Annotated in this window: 18 protein-coding genes; 10 read left to right on the forward strand and 8 right to left on the reverse strand. The window is 72.4% G+C overall.

Going from position 1 to position 22091, the window contains the following annotated elements:
- Window positions 1-71: 71 nt before the first annotated feature.
- Genes LG395_RS16275 through LG395_RS16295 form a run of 5 tightly spaced genes read right to left on the reverse strand, consistent with a single transcriptional unit; the run spans window position 72 to window position 5745 of the window.
- A complete protein-coding gene (locus tag LG395_RS16275; protein WP_225810243.1) occupies window positions 72-1382 on the reverse strand; it encodes a DUF58 domain-containing protein in 1311 nt (436 codons plus the stop codon).
- Window positions 1382-2374, reverse strand: coding sequence for an AAA family ATPase (locus LG395_RS16280; RefSeq protein ID WP_171155697.1), 993 nt, complete (start codon window positions 2372-2374; stop codon window positions 1382-1384). The genes LG395_RS16275 and LG395_RS16280 overlap by 1 nt, the downstream gene beginning before the upstream one ends.
- Window positions 2371-3567, reverse strand: a complete 1197-nt coding sequence (locus LG395_RS16285; protein WP_225810244.1) for a DUF4350 domain-containing protein — start codon at window positions 3565-3567, stop codon at window positions 2371-2373. The genes LG395_RS16280 and LG395_RS16285 overlap by 4 nt, the downstream gene beginning before the upstream one ends.
- Window positions 3564-4352 (reverse strand): DUF4129 domain-containing protein, encoded by a 789-nt coding sequence (locus LG395_RS16290; protein WP_372463302.1) that lies wholly within the window; start codon window positions 4350-4352, stop codon window positions 3564-3566. The genes LG395_RS16285 and LG395_RS16290 overlap by 4 nt, the downstream gene beginning before the upstream one ends.
- 4 nt (window positions 4353-4356) lie before the next feature.
- Window positions 4357-5745: a glycerophosphoryl diester phosphodiesterase membrane domain-containing protein gene (locus LG395_RS16295; RefSeq protein WP_225810245.1), complete on the reverse strand. Its 1389-nt coding sequence runs from the start codon at window positions 5743-5745 to the stop codon at window positions 4357-4359.
- A 140-nt stretch (window positions 5746-5885) separates the two neighbouring features.
- Between LG395_RS16295 and mtnA the strand changes: the two genes are divergently transcribed.
- The 7 genes from mtnA (at window position 5886) to LG395_RS16330 (ending at window position 14753) form a co-directional block, all read left to right on the forward strand.
- The gene (gene mtnA, locus LG395_RS16300; protein WP_225810246.1) at window positions 5886-7031 is read left to right on the forward strand and encodes an S-methyl-5-thioribose-1-phosphate isomerase; all 1146 of its coding nucleotides are present in this window, start codon (window positions 5886-5888) and stop codon (window positions 7029-7031) included.
- A gap of 118 nt (window positions 7032-7149) precedes the next feature.
- Entirely contained in the window at window positions 7150-7839 is a 690-nt protein-coding gene (gene mtrA, locus LG395_RS16305) for a two-component system response regulator MtrA (RefSeq protein WP_005316841.1), read from the forward strand.
- A gap of 1 nt (window position 7840) precedes the next feature.
- Window positions 7841-9949, forward strand: a complete 2109-nt coding sequence (mtrB, locus tag LG395_RS16310) for an MtrAB system histidine kinase MtrB (RefSeq protein ID WP_225810247.1) — start codon at window positions 7841-7843, stop codon at window positions 9947-9949.
- A complete protein-coding gene (locus LG395_RS16315) occupies window positions 9939-11771 on the forward strand; it encodes an LpqB family beta-propeller domain-containing protein (protein WP_225810248.1) in 1833 nt (610 codons plus the stop codon). Before mtrB ends, LG395_RS16315 begins: the two co-directional genes overlap by 11 nt.
- A 146-nt stretch (window positions 11772-11917) precedes the next feature.
- A complete protein-coding gene (locus tag LG395_RS16320) occupies window positions 11918-12796 on the forward strand; it encodes a ComF family protein (protein ID WP_225810249.1) in 879 nt (292 codons plus the stop codon).
- A 311-nt stretch (window positions 12797-13107) separates the two neighbouring features.
- A complete protein-coding gene (hpf, locus tag LG395_RS16325) occupies window positions 13108-13806 on the forward strand; it encodes a ribosome hibernation-promoting factor, HPF/YfiA family (RefSeq protein ID WP_372463375.1) in 699 nt (232 codons plus the stop codon).
- A gap of 203 nt (window positions 13807-14009) precedes the next feature.
- Window positions 14010-14753 carry a response regulator gene (locus tag LG395_RS16330; protein WP_171155711.1) on the forward strand — a complete coding sequence of 248 codons (744 nt, stop codon included), beginning with the start codon at window positions 14010-14012 and terminating at the stop codon, window positions 14751-14753.
- 3 nt (window positions 14754-14756) lie between these two features.
- Here LG395_RS16330 and LG395_RS16335 read toward each other — a convergent pair whose 3' ends face one another.
- Together LG395_RS16335 and LG395_RS16340 are read right to left on the reverse strand one after the other, a co-directional pair.
- Window positions 14757-15932, reverse strand: a complete 1176-nt coding sequence (locus tag LG395_RS16335) for a winged helix-turn-helix domain-containing protein (RefSeq protein ID WP_225810250.1) — start codon at window positions 15930-15932, stop codon at window positions 14757-14759.
- Between the two features lie 71 nt (window positions 15933-16003).
- Window positions 16004-16573 (reverse strand): GNAT family N-acetyltransferase, encoded by a 570-nt coding sequence (locus tag LG395_RS16340; RefSeq protein WP_171155715.1) that lies wholly within the window; start codon window positions 16571-16573, stop codon window positions 16004-16006.
- A gap of 253 nt (window positions 16574-16826) precedes the next feature.
- Here LG395_RS16340 and secA point away from each other — a divergent pair, with 253 nt between their 5' ends.
- Window positions 16827-19637 carry a preprotein translocase subunit SecA gene (gene secA / locus LG395_RS16345; RefSeq protein WP_225810251.1) on the forward strand — a complete coding sequence of 937 codons (2811 nt, stop codon included), beginning with the start codon at window positions 16827-16829 and terminating at the stop codon, window positions 19635-19637.
- Window positions 19638-19865: 228 nt separating this feature from the next.
- Here secA and LG395_RS16350 read toward each other — a convergent pair whose 3' ends face one another.
- Window positions 19866-20351 (reverse strand): Rv3235 family protein, encoded by a 486-nt coding sequence (locus LG395_RS16350; RefSeq protein WP_171155719.1) that lies wholly within the window; start codon window positions 20349-20351, stop codon window positions 19866-19868.
- Between the two features lie 336 nt (window positions 20352-20687).
- On the opposite strand from LG395_RS16350, the gene LG395_RS16355 reads away from it, so the two are divergent.
- Together LG395_RS16355 and LG395_RS16360 are read left to right on the forward strand one after the other, a co-directional pair.
- Entirely contained in the window at window positions 20688-21200 is a 513-nt protein-coding gene (locus tag LG395_RS16355; protein WP_225810252.1) for a DUF6912 family protein, read from the forward strand.
- 57 nt (window positions 21201-21257) lie between these two features.
- Complete coding sequence (locus LG395_RS16360) at window positions 21258-21926, forward strand: HAD family hydrolase (RefSeq protein ID WP_225810253.1); 669 nt, start codon at window positions 21258-21260, stop codon at window positions 21924-21926.
- Window positions 21927-22091: the final 165 nt, after the last annotated feature.

Raw genomic sequence — 22091 nt, forward strand, 5'->3', positions numbered from 1 at the left:
ACGGTGCGGGGGTTTTCTGCGTTTAAGGACCATGAGACGTCCCCGAAGGGACACCGACGGTTCGGCACCCGTCAGAGCCGGCCCGCCGCTTTGAGAGCCAGATACGCATCCGCGAGCGCCGGCGCCAGTTCCTCCGGTGTCGCGTCCACCACCGTCACTCCATGACGGCGAAGCTGCTCGGCAGTGCGTCGACGCTCGTCCTGCGCCTGAGCGGCCGCCGCCGCTTCGTACACCGCCTCCATGTCCCCCCGGGCCTGCGCCATGCGGGCAATGCGGGGATCCGCCACCGAGGCGACCAGAACAGTGTGTCGTTGAGTGAGCTGCGGCAGCACGGGAAGCAATCCCTCCTCCATCGGTGCCGCGTCCAGCGTCGTGAGGAGGACGATCAGGGAGCGGCGGGGCGCGGCGCGCAGCGCGGTGGCGGTGAGGCCCCGAGCGTCGGTCTCGACGAGTTCCGGTTCCAGGGTGGCCATCGCGTTGACCAGGGAAGGCAGCACATCGCCCGCCGCGCGGCCCTGGACCAGGGCTCGGATCCGGCGGTCGTAGGCCAGCAGGGCCACGCGGTCGCCCGCGCGCGAGGCAAGGGCGGCGAGCAGCAGGGCCGCGTCCATGGAGGCGTCCAGGCGCGGCGCGTCGTCCACCCGGCCGGCCGAGGTACGGCCGGTGTCCAGGACGATCAGGATGTGCCGGTCGCGCTCGGGGCGCCAGGTGCGGACGGCGACGGCGGACTGCCGGGCCGTGGCACGCCAGTCGATCGAGCGGGTGTCGTCACCGGGAACGTACTCGCGCAGGCTGTCGAACTCCGTTCCCTCCCCGCGGGTCAGCACGCTGGTGCGGCCGTCGAGTTCACGCAATCGGGCGAGTTTCGACGGGAGGTGCTTGCGGCTGGTGAACGGGGGCAGAACCCGTACTGACCAGGGAACCTCGTGGGCGCCCTGGCGGGAGAAGAGTCCGAGGGGGCCGTAGGAGCGGATCGTGACGCGGTCGGCCCGGTGGTCGCCGCGGCGGACGGGGTGCAGCCGGGTCGTCGCGCGCCGGCGCTCGCCCGGTGGCACGGTCAGCTCGTGCCGGGAGGCGGCGATCTCGGTGCCTGGCCGCCAGCTGCTCGGCGGCCACGCGTCCCGCAGTCGTGCCCGCAGCGGGCGGCGGGAGGGGTTCGTGATCGTCAGCGTCACCTCGGCGGTGTCGCCGAGCCGGGTCGAGCTGTCGCCGGAGCGGCTCAGCTGGAGACGACGTACCGGCGCGGCCAGTGCGTAGTCGCATGCGCAGGCCAGGGCCAGGGGGCCGTTGACCGCGAAAATGCCCGTCCAGCTCGGCTCCAGGATGCCGACGGGGATGGAGCCGAGGGCCGCGAGGAGGGCGGCGCGTCCGGTGAGGGCCATCAGCGGGGGACCGGTACGTGGGCGAGGATGGCGTTGATGACCGAATCAGCGGTCACGCCTTCCATCTCGGCCTCGGGGCGCAACTGGACCCGGTGGCGCAGAGTGGGCAGCGCGAGGGCCTTCACGTCGTCGGGGATGACGTAGTCGCGGCCGGTCAGCCAGGCCCAGGCGCGCGAGGTGGCCAGCAGGGCCGTGGCGCCGCGTGGGGAGACGCCCAGGGTGAGGGAGGGCGACTCACGCGTGGCGCGGCAGATGTCCACGACGTAGGCGGTGATCTCGGGGGAGACGGTCGTCTTGGCGACCGCGGCACGGGCCGCCTCCAGGTCGGCGGGGCCGGCGACCGGACGTACGCCGGCGGCGCGCAGGTCGCGAGGGTCGAACCCCGAGGCGTGCCGGGTGAGGACGTCGATCTCGTCCTGCCGGGAGGGCAGAGGGATCGTCAGTTTCAGCAGGAAGCGGTCCAGTTGGGCTTCGGGGAGGGGGTAGGTGCCTTCGTACTCGACCGGGTTCTGCGTCGCGGCGACGAGGAAGGGCTCGGGGAGCGGGCGGGGGGTGCCGTCGACCGTGACCTGGCGTTCCTCCATGGCCTCCAGCAAGGACGACTGGGTCTTGGGAGGGGTGCGGTTGATCTCGTCCGCGAGGAGGAGGTTGGTGAAGACCGGGCCGGGCTGGAAGGAGAACTCGGCGGTGCGGGTGTCGTAGACGAGGGAGCCGGTCACGTCGCTCGGCATCAGGTCCGGGGTGAACTGGACGCGTTTGGTGTCGAGTTCGAGTGCCGATGCGAGGGCGCGGACGAGCAACGTTTTGGCGACCCCGGGGACTCCTTCTAGTAGTACGTGTCCGCGGCAGAGGAGGGCGACGACGAGGCCGGTCACGGCGGGGTCCTGGCCGACCACGGCTTTGGCGATCTCGGCGCGCAGGGCCTCCAGGGAGGCCCGGGCGGTGTCCGGGTCCCCGCTCTGCCCGGCGTTGTCGGTGGTCGGGTCCGTCATGAACGGCGTACCTCTCTTTCGAGGGCGTCGAGTTGGTCGGTGAGGGCGACGAGGGCCGTGTCGTCGCCGGGCGGCGGTCCGAAGAGGAGGGAGTGCAGGGCCTGTCCGTCGCCGGTGAGGTGGGCGGACAGGGCGGGGAGCAGGGCCTCGGGCGTGTGCGCCCGGGTGACGGGGACGCCGACGAGAGGGGCGAGGCGGGTGCGGGTGGCGGTGCGAAGAGCGGTGGCGGCGCGGTCGCGGGCGTTGGCGTTGCGGTAGAGGCGGGCGCGGCCCTCGGCGGTCTCGGAGGCGCGGATCGCGACGGGGAGTTTCTCGGGCACGAGCGGGCCGAAGCGGCGTCCCCGCCAGAAGGCGGCGAGGACGGCCGCGATGAACAGTTGCAGGGTGGCCCAGAGCCATCCCGAGGGGAGCAGGTCGAGGAAGCTCTTCTGCTCGCCGTTCTCGGTGGCGGAGGCGTCGGACAACGAGGGGAGGTACCAGACCAGATGGGGGCGGGAGCCGAGGAGCTGAAGGGCGAGCGAGGCGTTGCCCTGTTCGTCGAGGCGGTCGTTGTAGAGGATGTCGGGCGCGCCGAGTGCGACGGTGTCACCGCCTCCGGAGGCCGCGGGGACGCGCAGGAGGGTGGCGAGGCGCTCGCTGGGGTAGCAGGAGTCGGCGTCGAGACGGGTGGTGGTGTAGCGGATGCCGCCGGTGTCGGCGGGGCCCGCGCGCCGGGCTTCGGGCAGCGTGCAGTGCGGGCCGAGGGTGGAGCTGTCGCTGGTGGCGGGGTCCGCGGAGACCCCGGGGGCGAGCCGTTCGACGGACCAGCTGCCGGCCGCGACGAGGACGGTCCGCCCGCCGGCGGACGCGGTCGCCGCGCGCAGCTCGCTCTGTTGGCGGTGGGTCAGCAGGTCGGGTACGGCGACGAGCAGCGTGGTGTCCGGCCCGGCGGCGGCGCGGGCCGCGCCGAGGGTGGTGACGACCCGGGTGGAGACGCCGCGTTCGGCGAGGAGTTGAGCGACGGCCCGGCTGCCGTAGGGGTCGGGGGAACGCGGGTCCAGCTCGCCGTGCCGGGTGGTGGAGCGGACGGCGGCCATGGCGACGGCCGCGGCCAGGAGCAGGACGGCGGCGAGAGCGATGCCTCGCGTGCGGGTCCACACCTGGCGGCCGGTGGGCGCGGTGGAGGTGGCCGGCGGGGTGGTCTCGGTGGTCACTCGGCGGCCCCCTCGCGGGTGCTCCGGGCCTTCGTGGTGGCGCCTGTGGGGCTGGTGGCGAGGGCCGGCCTGGTGTGTTCGAGGTCGCGGTCGAGTTCGGCGAGGCGGTGGTACGACGGCTCGTCGGCCGAGCGTCCGCCGTATGTGACGTCGTCGAACTCACGGGCGGCGGCGCGCAGTCGGTCCGTGTGCGCGGGCAGGACGCGCCCGGCCTCGGCGGCTGCCTCGTCGGCGGTGCGGCCGGGGCGTACGTCGAGCAGGGCCCGTTCCTCCAGGGCGCGGACGAGGGCTCGCATGCGTTCCTGGACGGCCTGGTTCCAGTGGCCCTGGGCCGCGTGGGCCTCGCTGGCGGCCCGGTGCTCGGCGGCGCTGCGGGGGCGCTCGTCGAAGAGGACGGCGGCCGGGGCGGGTCGGCGCCGGGGAGTGCCCAGGCGCCACCACAGGGCGGCCAGGACGGCGACGACGAACAGGATGACGACGACCAGGCCGACGGCGCCGCCCGGGGTCGCCGAGGCTGCCGAGCCGAGGGCCCGGTCGAGCCACTCCCAGAACGCGTTCAGGGCGCGCTGGAGCAGGCTGGGGTCGTTCTCGTGGTACATGCCCTTGGACAGTTCGCGCCGGGCCGCCTCGCGTGCGGGATCACGTCCGATGGTCACCGGTGGCTCGTCCCCCGAGCCACCGGCCGCCAGCACCACCCGGTCCGTCGCGCGCAGCAGCCGGCCCGCGACGGCGGTGGCGGTGCCCGGTGGGGGCGCCGCCGTGAGAACTCCCCCCGTGAGGCTCACCGCATCAGCTCCCGGGGACGGGGCCGGGGACGCCGGTGCCGTAACCCTGGACGCCGGCGGCGCGGGCCAGTTCGAGGTCGAGGGCCTCCCGGCGGATGCGTTGGTCGATGTAGAGGAGCACGGTGACTCCGGCGCTGATCGGAAGGGTGAGCGTGGTGCCGATCAGGGAGCCGACGCCCCGGATGATCAGGAACGCCCAGCCGACGTGTCCGCCGTTGGTGCCGAGGATGTCGTCCATGCCGTTACCGCCGACGGCGGCGCCGATGAGGGCGAAGGGGATGGTGATGACCGCCGAGACGATGTTGGCGATGAGCCAGGCGAGGAGCTGGATGCCGAAGACGCGCCACCAGGAGCCGCGCACCAGCTTCGCGGAGCGGCTCATGGACTTGGTGACGCTCTGGCGTTCCAGCATGAGGGCGGGGGCGGCCAGGTAGTAGCGGATGGCCAGCCACACCGCGACGAGGACGGCTACGAGGATGCCCAGGGCGAACAGGGCGGATCCGCCTATGCCGCTGCCGCCGCTCAGCAGGACCAGGAAGCCGGGCACGGCGCCGACGGCGATCACTCCGACGGTGATCAGGCCGAGCAGGAGGAGCAGTCCGGCCAGCCGCGGGATCTGCGGGCGGGCCTCGCGCCAGGCCTCGCCGGTGCTGACCGGCCTGCCGAGCACGGCGCGGCTGGTGATGGTGGTGAGCAGGGCGGTGGCGACGATGACGGCGGCTGCGGAGATCACCGTGACGATCCCGGTGCCGATCATGGATTCGCGCAGGGAGCGGTAGACGTCGTCGAAGGTGGCGGTCCTGCTGTCGAGCGATGTGCGGGCGTCGTTGACGAAGAAGCCCTGGACGAGCACCAGGCAGGTGTCCGTGACGACGGCGACGGCCAGCGCGATGCCGAGGACCGTGCGCCAGTAGGTGCGCATGGTGGAGACGGCGCCGTCGAGGATCTCGCCGACGCCGAGCGGGCGCAGCGGGATGACGCCGGGCTTGGCCGCCGGCGGCGGGCCTGCCCAGCCGCCGCCCCAGGCGGGGTAGCCGCCCGGGGTGCCGTAACCGCCGTAGCCGGGAGGGGGGCCGCCGTATCCGCCGCCGGGCACACCGTAGCCGCCCTGGCCGGGGCCGCCGGGCTGCCCGCCGTTCCAGCCCGGTCCGGGTGGCGGGGGCGGCGGGGCCTGGTGCGGGCTCGGGGCACCGGTGGGCGCGGACCACTGGCCGGCCGGCGGCTGCTCCTTGGACCACTTCGAACCTGGGCCCTGCGCGTCCGGGCCCGGCTGCGGCGCGGGTTCGGTGAGGGCGGGGCGGTCCGCGGGCTCGGCGGGGCCGGACGCACCGGGTTCCCGCCCCTCGGACGACGGGGCGGATCCGGGCGAGGCCCAGCCCGGAGTGTCAGTCATCGAAGCTCCTTCTTGGTGCCCGTCCGCGGTCGCGGCGGCAGGTTGGCAGCCATCGTGCCATGTGCTGGTCACCGGGGGACCGGCCACGGTGGGGGCCGGACGCCTTCAATTGTCCGCCGGATCCGGGGCAGACTGACGGCATGGTTGATCAGCAGGCGCGAACCGGTGGGGACAGGCGGCCGACCGAGATACCGGCGATCCGATGGGAGGAACCACCAGAAGGTCCCGTACTGGTCCTTCTGGATCAGACGAGGCTTCCGGCCGAAGAGGTCGAGTTGGTGTGCACGGACGCGGCGGCGCTGGTGGAGGCGATCCGTTCGCTCGCCGTGCGCGGGGCGCCGCTGCTCGGCATCGCGGGGGCGTACGGCGTCGCGCTCGCCGCCGCGCGGGGGTTCGACGTGGCCGAGGCGGCGCGGGCGCTGGAGGAGGCCAGGCCCACCGCGGTGAACCTGTCCGTCGGGGTGCGCCGGGCGCAGGCGGCGCACCAGGCGGCGCTGGCCCGGACCGGTGACCCGACCGCGGCCGCCGTGGCTGCGCTGGCCGCCGCGCGGGCGCTGCACCAGGAGGACGCCGAGGCCAGCGCCAGGATGGCGGACCATGGTCTGGCGTTGCTGGACGAGTTGCTGTCCGGCGGCGGGCACCGGATCCTGACCCACTGCAACAGCGGGTCGCTGGTGTCGGGCGGGGAGGGCACGGCCTTCGCGGTGGCCCTCGCCGCGCACCGGGCGGGAAGGCTGCGGCGGCTGTGGGTGGACGAGACGCGTCCGCTGTTGCAGGGCGCTCGCCTGACGGCGTACGAGGCGGCCCGCAGCGGCATGGCGTACACCCTGCTCACGGACAACGCGGCGGGTTCCCTGTTCGCGGCGGGTGAGGTGGACGCGGTGGTGATCGGGGCGGACCGGATCGCGGCCGACGGTTCGGTGGCGAACAAGGTGGGGAGTTATCCGCTCGCGGTGCTCGCCCGGTACCACCATGTGCCGTTCATCGTGGTGGCGCCGCTGACGACGGTCGACCTGGACACGCCCGACGGGGCGTCCATCGAGGTCGAGCAGCGTCCCGGCTTCGAGGTGACCGAAGTGGCGGCGCCTCAGGCGGCCGGAGTGGGGGGTGGGATTCCGGTGGCGCCGCTGGGGACGCAGGCGTACAACCCGGCGTTCGACGTGACCCCGCCCGAACTGGTGACGGCGATCGTCACCGAGGAGGGGGTGGTCTCGCCCGTGACGGCCGAGGCGCTCGCGGATCTGTGCGCCCGGTCCGCGGCGGGGGCCCCGTCGGCGTCGGGCTGACACCGGCGAGCGGCATCATCGGCGAGGGACAGGGGCAGACAGTGACGGCCCCGTACGACTATCGTCACCGGCCAGTGACCTGCCTCACCAGGGCGCCTGTCGCTGTTATGAGAATGGGATGATGTCGTTTATGAAGGGACGAGTCCTTGTCGTCGACGACGACACCGCACTGGCCGAGATGCTCGGCATCGTGCTGCGTGGTGAAGGTTTTGAGCCGTCTTTCGTAGCCGACGGCGACAAGGCGCTGGCCGCTTTCCGTGAGGCGAAGCCCGATCTGGTGCTGCTCGACCTGATGCTGCCCGGACGGGACGGCATCGAGGTGTGCCGGCTGATCCGGGCGGAGTCCGGTGTGCCGATCGTGATGCTCACGGCCAAGAGCGACACCGTCGATGTCGTCGTGGGCCTGGAGTCTGGCGCCGACGACTACATCGTCAAGCCGTTCAAGCCGAAGGAGCTGGTGGCCCGGATCAGGGCGCGGCTGCGCAGGTCGGAGGAGCCGGCGCCGGAGCAGCTCACCATCGGTGACCTGGTCATCGATGTCGCCGGACACTCGGTGAAGCGGGACGGGCAGTCGATAGCGCTGACCCCGCTGGAGTTCGACCTGCTGGTCGCGCTCGCGCGCAAGCCCTGGCAGGTGTTCACCCGCGAGGTGCTGCTGGAGCAGGTGTGGGGCTACCGGCACGCGGCCGACACGCGGCTCGTCAACGTGCACGTCCAGCGGCTGCGCTCCAAGGTCGAGAAGGACCCGGAGCGGCCGGAGATCGTGGTGACCGTCCGTGGTGTCGGTTACAAGGCCGGACCGAGCTGACATGTCCGGGGACAGCGCCGCTTCGGCCCCCGGCGGTTCTGGGGCCCGTCCGGGGCGGCCTGTCGGCCGGACGGCGGCGGGTGCGCGCTGGCGGGCGATGTTCGACGGCGGGCTGCTCGAGGGCGGAGTCCAGGGCAGCCCGGTCCTGCGCCTGCTCCTGCGCTGGGTGCGCCGTCCGCTGCTGCCGGTGATGCGGCTGTGGCGGCGCAACATCCAGCTCAGGGTCGTCGCCACCACCCTGCTGATGTCGCTCGGTGTCGTCCTGCTGCTGGGCTTCGTGGTGATCGGGCAGGTGCGCAACGGCCTGCTCGACGCGAAGGTCAAGGCGTCGCAGAGCCAGGCCACGGGCGGGTTCGCGGTGGCCAAGCAGAAGGCCGACGAGGCGGCCGGCGGGACCGGCGCGGGAGCCGGGACCGGTGCCGGCGACGGCACGGCGACCGGGGACGGGCGGCAGTCGCAGAACGTCATCCAGTGGATGAGCGACCTCGTGGAGTCGCTGTCCAGCGGCGGCGCGGGCGCCTTCGACGTGGTCACGCTGCCGGTGGGCGACGACAGCGGCGGCGGACGCAGCCCACGCGGCTCCGGGAACGTCAACCCGACCTCCAGCGTGCCCGCCGCCCTGCGCGAGCGGGTCAACAGCGGTACGTCGGCCGTCCAGAGCAACACGCGAATCGTCTACTACGGCGGCAAGGACTCGCAGCCCGGGCTCGTCATCGGCAAGCAGGTCAACGACCCCAACGGCCGCCCGTACGAGCTGTACTACCTCTTCCCGCTCACGCAGGAGGAGAAGTCCCTGAGCCTGGTCAAGGGCACGCTCGCCACCGCCGGGCTGTTCGTCGTCGTCCTGCTCGGCGCCATCGCCTGGCTGGTGGTGCGGCAGGTCGTCACGCCGGTGCGGATGGCGGCCGGGATCGCGGAGCGGCTGTCGGCCGGGCGGCTGCAGGAGCGGATGAAGGTCACCGGCGAGGACGACATCGCGCGCCTTGGCGAGGCCTTCAACAAGATGGCGCAGAACCTCCAGGGCAAGATCCAGCAGCTGGAGGACCTGTCGCGGATGCAGCGGCGGTTCGTCTCCGATGTCTCGCACGAGCTGCGCACCCCGCTGACCACGGTCCGGATGGCGGCCGACGTCATCCACGAGGCGCGCGAGGACTTCGACCCGGTCACCGCGCGGTCGGCCGAGCTGCTCGCCGACCAGCTGGACCGGTTCGAGTCGCTGCTCGCCGACCTGCTGGAGATCAGCCGTTTCGACGCCGGGGCGGCGGCGCTGGAGGCCGAGCCGATAGACCTCAGGGAGGTCGTGCGGCGGGTCGTGAGCGGTGCCGAGCCGCTCGCCGAGCGCAAGGGCACGCACGTACGGGTCCTCGGTGACCAGCAGCCGGTCGTCGCCGAGGCGGACGCCCGGCGAGTGGAGCGGATCCTGCGCAACCTCGTCGTCAACGCCGTGGAGCACGGTGAGGGCAAGGACGTGGTCGTGAAGCTGGCCGCCGCGGGCGGAGCCGTGGCCATCGCGGTGCGGGACTACGGCGTGGGCCTCAAGCCCGGCGAGGCGACGCGGGTCTTCAGCCGCTTCTGGCGGGCCGACCCGGCACGCGCGCGTACCACCGGCGGCACCGGCCTCGGGTTGTCGATCGCCCTGGAGGACGCCCGGCTGCACGGCGGCTGGCTGCAGGCCTGGGGCGAACCGGGCGGCGGCTCGCAGTTCCGGCTGACGCTGCCCAGGACGGCGGACGAGCCGCTGCGCGGCTCACCGATACCGCTGGAGCCCAAGGACTCCCGCCGCAACCGTGGCCTCGACGACGCCGGCCTGCCGCGGGCGGGCGAGGAGAAGCGGGCGACCGTTCCGGTGCAGCAGAACGGCGTCCAGCCCGCGCTGCCGCCCCGGGCGGAGATCGCGCCGCGGCTGACCACGTCCACCCCGGCCGCCGACCCCACCGCCCTGCCCGGCAACGGCAACGGCGCGCGGGTCGTGCCCCGGCCCAGCGCCGGCGCACGGCACCCGGTCGACGGATCCGCCGCACATCCGGCGCCCGGCGCGGGCGCGGGCCGGCCGGACGCGGCCGTGCCGGAGGACTCGACCGAGCCAGGGGAGGCATTTCGTGGCCGCTGACCGCGAGGGGGGCGCGCGGCGGCGGTCGTGGCGCGCGGTGGCGTACGCCGCCCTGGGTGCCGTACTGCTGGCCGGTTGTGCCTCGATGCCCGACAGCGGGGACCTGCGGGACGTGGAGTCCACGCCGCGGCAGGACACCGGGGTCCGGGTGTTCGCCATGCCGCCGGCCGACGGCGCCGGTCCGGGCGAGATCATGCAGGGCTTCCTGGAGGCGCTGACCAGCGACGATCCGGGGTACGACACGGCTCGTAAGTACCTGACGGCCGAGGCGGCCCGCACCTGGCGGCCCGAGCGGTCGACCACCGTCCTCGCGAACGGGCCGACCATCGAGACCGACTGCCGTCCGGGCGGGCGGGAGGAGACCAACAGCGTCACCTGCGTACTGGCCGGAAGCCAGGTCGCCACGGTGGACGCGCAGCAGGCCTACCAGCCCGCCGACGGCACCTACCGCAAGAAGCTGCACCTCACGAAGGACCCGAAGAGCGGGCAGTGGCGCATCGACGGGCTGCCGGACGGCGTCGTCATGGGCAAGTCGGACTTCCAGCGCAACTACACGTCCGTCGGCAAGTACTACTTCGCCTCCGACGCGTCCGTCGGGGCGAGCGGGCAGCCGGCGGCGGTCGCCGACCCGGTGTTCGTGCGCAGCAAGGTCGACGCGATGACCGAGCTGGTCCGCTCGCTGCTGAAGGGCCCCACCACCTGGCTGCGGCCGGTGGTCAGGTCGAGCTTCCCGACCGGTACGGGCTTGCAGAAGGGTGTGTCCGGACTGGCACCGGACGACCAGAACAAGGTGACCGTGCCGCTGAACCTCAAGCCGTCCCGGGTGACACCGGGCAAGTGCACCGAGATGGCGACGCAGATGCTGTTCACGCTGCGGAACCTGGCGCCGACGCTGGACTCCGTCGAGCTGCGGGGGACCGGTGACGACCGGCTGTGCGAGGTGAACGGGGAGCGCGCCAAGTCCGTCGCCTGGCACGGGTCGTCCAAGCGCCCCGATTTCCTGTACTTCCTCGACGGCAAGCACCGGATGGTACGGATGCAGACCGGGAGCACCGGGACGGCGTCCGCGCCGGTGCCGGGTCCGCTGGGCGAGGCCGGCAGGGGGCTGCAGTCCGTGGCGGTGTCGCGGGACGAGCAGACCGCGGCCGGGATCGCCGACGAGGGCAGGACGCTGTACGTGACGTCGCTGGCGTCGGGCGGGTCGCTCGGCGCTCCGCTGATGACCAGCGCCGGTACGACCCCCGACCACCGGCTCGCCACCCCGAGCTGGGACGCACGTGGCGACCTGTGGGTGGCCGACCGCGACCCGCACCGGCCGCGGCTGTTCGTCCTGGAACAGGGCGCCGAGAAACCGGCGCCGGTCGCCGTACCGGACCTGTCCGGCCGGATCGAGGACGTGCGGGTGGCCGCCGACGGGGCGCGGATCGCGCTGGTCGTGGAGAAGGACGGCAAGCAGTCCCTCTTGATCGGGCGGATCCAACGCGACGACGGAACCGGGCAGGGCATCTCGGTGGACGGACTGCGGTCGGCGGCACCGGACCTGGAGCAGGTCAGCGCCATCTCCTGGGCCGGGGACAGCAGGCTGCTGGTCGTCGGGCAGGAGCAGGGGGGCGTGCAGCAGATGCGGTACGTCCAGGTCGACGGCTCCACGCTCGACGGCCCGGCACCGGGCGCGCTCACCAGCGTGAAGGCGGTCGCCGCGTCCGAGGACGACCGGGTGCCGCTGGTGGCCTACTCGGAGGACGGGATCGTACGGCTGCCGGCCGGGGCGCAGTGGCAGAAGGTCGACAAGGACGGGTCGGCGCCGGTCTATCCGGGCTGAGCGCGCGACGGCCGGGACGGTCCGGCCGGGCTGAGCGCGCGGCGGCTGAGCGCACGGCCCGCTTCCCGTGGCCACGGGCCGGGTTGTCCACAGGGCGTTGTCCACAGGGGTGGCCGGTCCGTGGTCGCGTTGGCACAGTGGTGGGCATGCGGGGGTGGTGGCAGGACCTCACCGACCTGGTGCTGCCGGCCGACTGCGCGGGTTGCGGCGCACCTCGTACGGCGCTGTGCCCGCGGTGCCGGGCCACGCTGCACGGGAGCGCGGCGCGGCGGGTGCGGCCGGTGCCGGAGCCGGCCGGGCTGCCGGTGGTGCACGCGGTGGCCCCTTACGCGGCGCAGGTGCGCGAGCTGTTGCTCGCACACAAGGAACGGGGGGCGCTGACGCTCACGGGAGCGCTGGGCACGGCGCTGGCGAGGGCCGTGCGGGCGGGCCTGGACGCGGAGTACGGAGCGGGTGCCGGCGCGAGGTCGGCCGGGTGGCCCCGGTCCGGGCCCGTGCTGCTGGTTCCCGTGCCCTCGGCCCGGTGGGCCGTGCGGGCGCGTGGCCACGATCCGGTGCGGCGGATGGCGCTCGCGGCGGCCGGGGAGCTGCGGCGCACCGGGACGCCGGCCCGGGTGGCGGCCGTGCTGCGCCAACGGCGGCCCGTGGCCGACCAGGCGGGGCTGGACGCGCGGCGGCGCCTGGAGAACCTCGCCGGGGCGCTGGAGCTGAGTCCGGGAGGCGCACGGCTGCTCGGCGCGGGCCGCGTCGTGCTCGTCGACGACCTGATGACGACGGGCGCCAGTCTCGCGGAGGCGGCGCGGGCCCTGCGGGAGGCGGCCGTGTCCCTCCGTTCGGGCAGGACGGCCGTGTACGCGGGCGCAAGTCGGGAAGGTAGGGAGGAACGACGGATCGGTGCGCCGCCGGGGAGAAGGGAGTCGGTGCACAGTGCACCGGAAAATGCGATGCCGAACGCCTCGCGGCGGCTCCTCCATGCCGCCGTGATCGCAGCTCCTCGCGATTCTTTCGAAAAGAACAGGAACTGATCGTCAAGGTGCATCGTTCCAGCTAGTGACAGGGGTAATTCACCGGAATGGAGGTACGTCGCAGTAGAGGGTGACGACATCCGTCCGGGCGAGATATGTTCGGGTGTGAGGAAAGGCGCAGGCCACACCTCTCATATCCGAATGCCGTGCTGCGGGTTTTACACAATCACCCGCACGGTGGGGTGGAGATCTCGCCCATGGGGGAGGAGGAGGTGGAAGTCACCGAGTCCGAGGTCCGGTGATCACCGGATCTGGTGCGAAAGGGAGATGCTCCGCCGATGCAGCGGGGCGTTCCGGGAACGGAGTTCTGCGTGGACATCGTCGTCAAGGGCCGCAAGACCGAGGTGCCCGAGCGGTTCCGCAAGCACGTGGCCGAGAAGCTGAAGCTGGAGAAGATCCAGAGGCTCGATGCCAAGGTGATCAGCCTCGACGTCGAGGTGTCCAAGGAGCCGAACCCCCGACAGGCCGACCGCTGTGACCGAGTGGAGATCACGCTCCGCTCGCGCGGTCCGGTGATCCGGGCGGAGGCGGCGGCCAGCGATCCGTACGCGGCGCTGGACCTGGCGGCGGAGAAGCTGGACGCCCGGCTGCGCAAGCAGCACGACAAGCGGTTCTCGCGCCGTGGCGCACGGCGGATCTCGGCGGCAGAGGTCCCCGACCACGTCCCCGGCGCGGCGACACTGAACGGCAGCGGCCAGCCCGTCCACGAGGAGGACACGGACGGAGTGCCGACCAAGAAGATCGGCTCGCTGGAGGTCAAGGGTGAAGGCCCCCTCGTCGTCCGCGAGAAGACCCACGTCGCCTCCCCCATGACGCTCGACCAGGCCCTCTACGAGATGGAACTGGTCGGCCACGACTTCTACTTGTTCGTCGACTCCGAGACGAAGGAACCCAGCGTCGTCTACCGGCGACACGCCTACGACTACGGCGTGATCCACCTCAGCACCGACCCGATGGTCGCCGAGGCACAGACGCAGCCCCCCGCGGCGGGTGGCACGCTGGGCGGCTGATCCACTCGGCTGAAGCTGTGCGGGTGCCCCTGGAGCGCGTATGCGCCCCCAGGGGCACCGGTGTGCGACCACTTCGCGCCCCGCACGTCACCTCGGTGCCGCCCGGGCATGAAATCATGGCCGCACCGGCCCAACCGGTGGGCCGCTGCCTTGGGTTGGCGATGGCACAGGACCACAGGCCACAGCCTTCAGGGGGAGGAACGATGGCGGACACCTTCGGACCGATGCGGGACGGGGACGCCGACGACGATGTCATCGGCGGCAACCAGGACGCGGGCTCGTCGCGCGAGCCGATCAGAGTCCTGGTCGTGGACGACCACGCACTCTTCCGGCGCGGCCTGGAGATCGTGCTCGCGGCCGAGGAGGACATCCAGGTCGTCGGCGAGGCCGGCGACGGGGCCGAGGCCGTGGACAAGGCCGCCGACCTGCTGCCCGACATCGTGCTGATGGACGTCCGCATGCCCAAGCGCGGCGGGATCGAGGCCTGCACCTCCATCAAGGAGGTCGCCCCCAGCGCGAAGATCATCATGCTGACGATCAGCGACGAGGAGGCCGACCTCTACGACGCGATCAAGGCGGGCGCGACCGGATACCTCCTCAAGGAGATCTCGACCGACGAGGTGGCCACCGCGATTCGCGCGGTGGCCGACGGACAGTCGCAGATCAGTCCGTCGATGGCGTCGAAACTGCTCACCGAGTTCAAGTCGATGATCCAGCGCACCGACGAGCGCCGGCTGGTGCCCGCGCCCCGGCTGACCGACCGTGAGCTGGAGGTCCTCAAACTCGTCGCCACGGGCATGAACAACCGGGACATCGCCAAGGAGCTGTTCATCTCCGAGAACACCGTGAAGAACCACGTCCGCAACATCCTGGAGAAGCTGCAACTGCACTCCAGGATGGAGGCCGTGGTCTACGCGATGCGGGAGAAGATCCTGGAGATCCGCTAGCTCCTATCCGAGCAGCCCGGCGAGTTCCCTGCCCAGGGGCTCGCGCAGCTCGGGTGCGTCCACGCGCTCCACGCGGACGTCGGTGCAGTTCACCCACGCCGCCGCCTCGAAGAGGGCCTGGGCGACCGCCGGGACCGCCTTCGGACCGTCCAGGGTGACCCGCTTGGCCACGAGTGTGCGGCCCTCCCGCGCCGGGTCGACACGCCCGACCAGCCGGCCACCCGCGAGCACCGGCATCGCGAAGTAGCCGTGGACCCTCTTGGGCCTGGGGACGTACGCCTCCAGCCGGTGGGTGAAACCGAAGATCCGCTCCGTGCGCGCCCGCTCCCAGATCAGCGAGTCGAACGGCGACAGCAGCGTGGTGCGGTGCCGGCCGCGCGGCGGCGTCGCGAGCGCCGCCGGGTCCGCCCAGGCCGGCTTGCCCCACCCCTCGACCTCGACCGGCACCAGGCCGGAGTCCGCGATGACCGCGTCGACCTGCTCGCCCTTGAGACGGTGATAGTCGGCGATGTCGGCGCGCGTGCCGACCCCGAGCGACTCGCCGGCCAGCCTGACCAGCCGGCGCACGCACTCGGAGTCGTCCAGCTCGTCGTGGAGCAGCTCGGCCGGGACCGCGCGCTCGGCGAGGTCGTACACCCGCTTCCAGCCGCGCCGCTCCACGCACACCACCTCGCCGTACATCAGCGCGCGCTCCACGGCGACCTTGGTGCCCGACCAGTCCCACCAGTCGTTCGTCTTCTTCGCGCCGCCCAGTTCGGTGGCGGTCAGCGGGCCCTCCGCGCGGAGCTGCTTGATGACCTGGTCGTAGGCGCCCTCGGGGAGTTCGTGGTGCCAGTGCGGCCGGTTGCGGTAGGCGCGGCGACGGAAGGCGAAGTGCGGCCACTCCTCGATGGGGAGGATGCAGGCCGCGTGCGACCAGTACTCGAAGGCGTGGGTGTCCGTCCAGTACGCGGCCTCCACGGTCTTGCGGCCGACCGCGCCCAGCCGGGCGTAGGGCACGAGTTCATGGGAGCGGGCGAGCACCGAGATGGTGTCGAGCTGGACCGCGCCGAGGTGGCGCAGCACCCCGCGGACGCCCGCGCGCCGGTCGGGCGCGCCGAGCAGGCCCTGGGCCCGCAGGGCGATCCGGCGGGCGTCGTCCGCGGTGAGAGTGGTGGTCGGGCGCGGAAGGGTCGTCATGCCTCGGACGATAGAGGGTGCCACTGACAGCCCGCGACGGGCTGTCCAATCCCCGGGAACGGCCGGCGGGCTCAGGAACGCGCGGGCAGGTACGGGGCGGTGGAGGGCAGGCCCAGGTCGGAGGGGAGCAGCGAGCCGACCCAGCAGTCGCGGCGCACGCCCTTGTTGTTGAGGCCGGAGCGCAGGGTGCCCTCCAGGGTGAAGCCCGCGCGTTCGGCGACCGCGCGGGAGGCGTGGTTGCCGACCTCGGCACGCCATTCGACACGGTCGACGCCTACCTCGGTGAAGATCCACCGGCAGGCCGTGAGCGTGGCCTCCACGACGTAGCCGTTGCCGCGGTGTTCCTTGGCCGCCCAGAAGCCGACCTCGGCCGTGCCGGGTGAGCGCATCATGAGGGCGAGCATGGCGGCCAGCTCCCCGCCCGCGAGGAAGACGCCGAAGGTGAACGTGGAGCCCTGCGACCAGCCGTCCGGGACGGTCTGCTCCGTGAAGCAGGTCGCGTGCTCCGGGAGGTACGGCGAGGGGACCAGGGTCCAGCGCTGGATGTCGGGGTCCTGCGCCGCCGCGTACACGGCGTCGGTGTCGGCGGGGCCGACCGGGCGCAGCAGCAGACGGTCCGTGGTGAGCGTGACGGGTTCCATCGCCCGATTCTGCTCGGCACGCCCGGTCCCGGCCATGGATTTTCGCGATCGGTGAGCGCCCGGTCACGTTTCGCGTAATTCCTCGCGCCGATGCGGCACCATCCCGTCGTCCCGTCCGTTGTCCCGGGTGAGGCAGCCGTCGGACCGCCAGGCCTCCCGGCGCGGCCGGGTCCTCGCATACGATGGCCGTTGCTCAGTACGTCAGAAGGAAAACCGACCGTCCCAGGCCCGACCGGCAAGGAGACCAGCCCCCGTGTCCGTCCTCTCGAAGATCATGCGTGCAGGCGAAGGCAAGATCCTGCGCAAGCTGCACCGCATCGCGGACCAGGTCAACTCCATCGAAGAGGACTTCGTCGACCTCTCCGACGCCGAGCTGCGGGCCCTGACCGCGGAGTACCAGCAGCGCTACGCCGACGGTGAGAGCCTGGACGACCTGCTCCCCGAGGCGTTCGCCACGGTGCGCGAGGCCGCCAAGCGTGTCCTCGGCCAGCGCCACTACGACGTGCAGATGATGGGCGGTGCCGCGCTCCACCTCGGCTACGTGGCCGAGATGAAGACCGGTGAGGGCAAGACCCTCGTCGGCACGCTGCCCGCGTACCTGAACGCGCTGTCCGGCGACGGCGTCCACCTCATCACGGTCAACGACTACCTGGCCGAGCGCGACTCCGAGATGATGGGCCGCGTCCACAAGTTCCTGGGCCTGAGCGTCGGCTGCATCCTCGCCAACATGACGCCGGCCCAGCGCCGCGAGCAGTACGCGTGCGACATCACCTACGGCACGAACAACGAGTTCGGCTTCGACTACCTGCGCGACAACATGGCGTGGTCGAAGGACGAGCTGGTGCAGCGCGGCCACAACTTCGCCATCGTCGACGAGGTCGACTCCATCCTCATCGACGAGGCCCGTACGCCGCTGATCATCTCCGGCCCGGCCGACCAGGCCACCAAGTGGTACGGCGACTTCGCCAAGCTGGTCACGCGCCTCAAGCGCGGCGAGGCCGGCAACCCCCTCAAGGGCGTCGAGGAGACCGGCGACTACGACGTCGACGAGAAGAAGCGCACGGTCGCCATCCACGAGTCCGGTGTCAGCAAGGTCGAGGACTGGCTGGGCATCGACAACCTGTACGAGTCGGTGAACACCCCGCTCGTGGGCTACCTGAACAACGCCATCAAGGCCAAGGAACTCTTCAAGAAGGACAAGGACTACGTCGTCATCGACGGCGAAGTCATGATCGTCGACGAGCACACCGGCCGTATCCTCGCCGGCCGCCGCTACAACGAGGGCATGCACCAGGCGATCGAGGCGAAGGAAGGGGTGGACATCAAGGACGAGAACCAGACGCTCGCCACGATCACCCTGCAGAACTTCTTCCGCCTCTACAAGAAGCTCTCCGGAATGACCGGTACGGCGATGACCGAGGCCGCGGAGTTCCACCAGATCTACAAGCTCGGCGTGGTCCCGATCCCGACCAACAAGCCGATGATCCGCAAGGACCAGTCGGACCTGATCTACCGCACCGAGGTGGCCAAGTTCGAGGCGGTCGTCGACGACATCGCCGAGAAGCACGAGAAGGGTCAGCCGATCCTCGTCGGCACCACCTCCGTCGAGAAGTCGGAGTACCTCTCGCAGCAGCTCAGCAAGCGCGGCATCCAGCACGAGGTGCTGAACGCCAAGCACCACGAGCGCGAGGCGCAGATCGTCGCCCAGGCCGGCCGCAAGGGCGCCGTGACGGTGGCCACCAACATGGCCGGCCGTGGTACGGACATCAAGCTCGGCGGCAACCCCGAGGACCTCGCCGAGGCGGAGCTGCGCCAGCGCGGGCTCGACCCCGAGGAGCACATCGAGGAGTGGGCCGCCGCCCTGCCCGCCGCCCTGGAGAAGGCCGAGCAGGCCGTCAAGGCGGAGAAGGAGGAGGTCGAGGAGCTGGGCGGCCTCTACGTCCTCGGCACCGAGCGGCACGAGTCGCGGCGCATCGACAACCAGCTGCGCGGCCGTTCCGGCCGTCAGGGCGACCCGGGCGAGTCCCGCTTCTACCTGTCGCTGGGCGACGACCTGATGCGCCTGTTCAAGGCCCAGATGGTCGAGCGCGTGATGTCGATGGCCAACGTGCCGGACGACGTGCCGATCGAGAACAAGATGGTCACGCGCGCCATCGCGTCCGCGCAGGCCCAGGTCGAGACGCAGAACTTCGAGACCCGTAAGAACGTCCTGAAGTACGACGAGGTCCTCAACCGGCAGCGCGAGGTCATCTACGGCGAGCGCCGGCGCGTCCTGGAGGGCGAGGACCTGCACGAGCAGATCCGGCACTTCATGGACGACACCATCGCGGCGTACGTCGGCGCCGAGACCTCCGAGGGCTTCCCCGAGGACTGGGACCTGGACCGGCTGTGGGGCGCGTTCCGGCAGCTGTACCCGGTGAAGGTCACCATCGAGGAGCTGGAGGAGGCGGCCGGCGACCGGGCCGGCCTCACCGCCGAGTTCATCGAGGAGTCCATCAAGGAGGACATCCACCAGCAGTACGAGGCCCGCGAGGCGCAGCTCGGCTCCGAGATCATGCGTGAGCTGGAGCGCCGGGTCGTGCTGTCGGTCCTGGACCGCAAGTGGCGCGAGCACCTCTACGAGATGGACTACCTCCAGGAGGGCATCGGCCTGCGCGCGATGGCGCAGAAGGACCCGCTGGTCGAGTACCAGCGCGAGGGCTTCGACATGTTCACCGCGATGATGGACGGCATCAAGGAGGAGTCCGTCGGCTACCTGTTCAACCTGGAGGTCCAGGTCGAGCAGCAGGTCGAGGAGGTCCCGGTCGAGGAGGCCCAGCCGGTGGGCGAGGGCGTCCAGGACACGGTGCCTGCGCAGGCGGGCGCGCGTCCCGAGATCCGTGCGAAGGGGCTGGATGTTCCGCAGCGGCGGGACTTGCACTTCTCCGCGCCGACGGTGGACGGTGAGGGCGGCATCGTCGAGCGTGACCTGGAGGAGGACGAGCCGGTGCGGTCCGAGTCGGACGGGCTCACGCGGGCCGAGCGACGCCGGCAGGCCAAGGGCGGGCGCCGCCGCAAGAAGTAACGGTCGCCTGCGGCGCTTCAGCGGTCGAGCGGGGCCGGGTTCCCTTTCGGGGGCCCGGCCCCTCCGCGTTGCCTGCCGGGCGGTGCCTTGCGCTGCCGCAGCCGCGCGGGCACCCCGGCCACGGTGGCTCCCGCGCCCCCGGCCCTCCAGCCCGCCCCCCGGCCCCGCCCCGCTCCGGCCCTCCCTCCAGCACCCAGCCCCCAGCCCCCAGAGTGTGCTGTGTGACCCTTACCCGTGCGGCGTGCCCGTCTCCACCGCCGTGCAGCGCCAGCGGAGGTCCTTGCCGAGTTCCAGGCGGAAGGCCATGGCGCGCAGCCGGCCACCGGCGGCGATGCGGGCGAAGACCTCCAGGGCGCCCTGGCTGGGGACGTAGTAGCCGATGTCGTGGACGACCGGGCGGGGGCCGAGGGTGCGCAGGGGGCTGTGTTCGGCCAGGCGGGCCAGGTCGTCGTAGGCGCGGCCCGCGGTGTGCCGCAGCATCCAGTGGACGGGCCGCTGACCGCTCAGGACGGCCAGCAGGCGCTCGGCGAAGAGGTCGGTGGGCCGAGGCTGCCGTACGGCGGCTCCCGGCCGCCTAAGGGCCGCTTCCGGCCGTGCGGCGGTGGGGCGGCTGGGCGTGCGGGGCGGCGCGCCGCCGGGGCGGCGGGAGTCGCGGCGGGTCGGCGGGCGGTGCCGCGGGCGGGTCTGGGCGGTGCGGCTCATGACCTTGTTCATGGGGCGTCCCCGTTCGGCGGGCCCGGGGGATACCGGGCGGTAACCAAGTAGTGGGGATCTTGTACGGGGCGCCGGAGGGGGTCGCAAGGAAGCGGCGGTGCGTGGGGAAGGGGCAGGACGGTTCACCTATCCGAGGGACCCGGGGAGCCCCGCACCCCGTGGCCAGGCGGCCGACGGGGGTGAATCGAAGGCATGGAGTGGACGCCTCCGCTCGTGCGGGCAGGGGCCCGAAAGGGGACGGCCGCACGTATCCTGAAGGCCCTCCGGGCGACGCGCCAGCCGCCTTCCCCGGGGCCCAGCGGAGCCTTCGACCAGGAACAGGAAAGAGCGGCCAGCATGCGCGTCTACGTCCCCCTGACCCTCCCCGCTCTCGCCGAGGCGTACAAGACGGGTGAGCTGGGGACCGGCCCCTTCGTCGCGTACGCCGTCACGCCCGGGCTGCGCGAGTGGTACCTCTCCGAGGACATCGAGGAGCTGGAGTACGCCGCGCTCAGCCGGGCCGCGCTGGCCTCGCTGCGGCTGCTCGCGGCGGACCCGGACGCGCTGCGGCGCCGGGTCGTGGTCGCCGTGGACGTGCCCGACGGCGCCGTGAGCACCGACCCGGACCGCGCGCTCGAACCCGCCGCGCTCGGCGAGGTCACCGTGAAGACCGGGGTGCCGCTCGCCAAGGCGGCCGCCGTGCACGTCGACGCCGAGGACGCCGAGCGGGACGTGACCGCCGCGGCGGACGCCCTGGAGGCGGCGGACGGCGGGGACGACGACGCGCAGTTCACCGTCGACGGCGCGGACGACCACGAACTGCTGTGGTACGCCACGCAGGAGATCCCCAACCTGGTCGGACTGGGCTGACCGAACCCACCGCGGCCGTGCCCTTGATTGTCGGTGGGGGCGGGTACGGTCTTGGACATGGGGACGCAGGCAAGCGCGCACATCGTCTGGGACTGGAACGGGACGCTGTTCCACGACAATGACGCGATCATCGGGGCGACGAACGCGGCCTTCGCGGAGCTGGGCCTGGCGCCGATCACGCTGGAGCAGTACCGGACGCTGTACTGCGTGCCGGTGCCGAAGTTCTACGAGCGGCTGCTCGGCCGGCTGCCGTCCGACGCCGAGTGGGAGCTGATGGACGGGGTCTTCCACCGCTACTACGCCGAGCACCGGGTGCGGTGCCGGCTGACCGAGGGGGCGGAGGAGCTGCTCGCGGGTTGGCGGTCGGCGGGGCACAGCCAGTCGCTGCTGAGCATGTACGGGCACGAGGACCTGGTGCCGCTGGTGCGGGGCTTCGGGATCGAGGCGCACTTCATACGGGTCGACGGGCGTACGGGGCCGTCCGGTGGCAGCAAGGCCGAGCACATGGTGCGGCACCTGGAGGCGCTGACGGGGGTGGTGGCGCCCGAGCGGACCGTGGTGATCGGGGACGCGGCGGACGACGCGGTCGCCGCGCGGCACGTGGGGGCGCGGGCCGTGCTGTACAGCGGGGGGTCGCACAGCCGGGTGAGTCTGGAGGGGGCGGGGGCGCCGGTGGTGGACACGCTGGCCGAGGCGGTGGCCGAGGCGCGGAGGATGGCGGCGTAGCCGGGCCGCGGGCCGGCGGGCGCCGCGGCTCCCCCGGTCCACCCAGGGCGCGGGGGGCCGCGCGGCCGGCCACGGCGGACGGCCGCCGGCGCACCGCGAGCGCGGTCCGCGCCGCTGGCGTACCACGAGCCCGACCCCGTCGGCGTACCGCGTGCGGACCCCGAC

The sequence above is a fragment of the Streptomyces spinosus genome (assembly GCF_020400655.1).
GTDB classification, from domain to species: Bacteria; Actinomycetota; Actinomycetes; order Streptomycetales; family Streptomycetaceae; genus Streptomyces; species Streptomyces argyrophylli.

Excerpts from the sequence above, each read along its gene's own strand:
- LG395_RS16275 (WP_225810243.1), bottom strand. The coding sequence starts at position 1,382 with ATGGCCCTCACCGGACGCGCCGCCCTCCTCGCGGCCCTCGGCTCCATC.
- LG395_RS16280 (WP_171155697.1), bottom strand. The coding sequence starts at position 2,374 with ATGACGGACCCGACCACCGACAACGCCGGGCAGAGCGGGGACCCGGAC.
- LG395_RS16295 (WP_225810245.1), bottom strand. The coding sequence starts at position 5,745 with ATGACTGACACTCCGGGCTGGGCCTCGCCCGGATCCGCCCCGTCGTCC.
- mtnA (WP_225810246.1), top strand. The coding sequence starts at position 5,886 with ATGGTTGATCAGCAGGCGCGAACCGGTGGGGACAGGCGGCCGACCGAG.
- mtrA (WP_005316841.1), top strand. The coding sequence starts at position 7,150 with ATGATGTCGTTTATGAAGGGACGAGTCCTTGTCGTCGACGACGACACC.
- mtrB (WP_225810247.1), top strand. The coding sequence starts at position 7,841 with ATGTCCGGGGACAGCGCCGCTTCGGCCCCCGGCGGTTCTGGGGCCCGT.
- LG395_RS16320 (WP_225810249.1), top strand. The coding sequence starts at position 11,918 with ATGCGGGGGTGGTGGCAGGACCTCACCGACCTGGTGCTGCCGGCCGAC.
- LG395_RS16330 (WP_171155711.1), top strand. The coding sequence starts at position 14,010 with ATGGCGGACACCTTCGGACCGATGCGGGACGGGGACGCCGACGACGAT.
- LG395_RS16335 (WP_225810250.1), bottom strand. The coding sequence starts at position 15,932 with ATGACGACCCTTCCGCGCCCGACCACCACTCTCACCGCGGACGACGCC.
- LG395_RS16340 (WP_171155715.1), bottom strand. The coding sequence starts at position 16,573 with ATGGAACCCGTCACGCTCACCACGGACCGTCTGCTGCTGCGCCCGGTC.
- LG395_RS16350 (WP_171155719.1), bottom strand. The coding sequence starts at position 20,351 with ATGAACAAGGTCATGAGCCGCACCGCCCAGACCCGCCCGCGGCACCGC.
- LG395_RS16355 (WP_225810252.1), top strand. The coding sequence starts at position 20,688 with ATGCGCGTCTACGTCCCCCTGACCCTCCCCGCTCTCGCCGAGGCGTAC.
- LG395_RS16360 (WP_225810253.1), top strand. The coding sequence starts at position 21,258 with ATGGGGACGCAGGCAAGCGCGCACATCGTCTGGGACTGGAACGGGACG.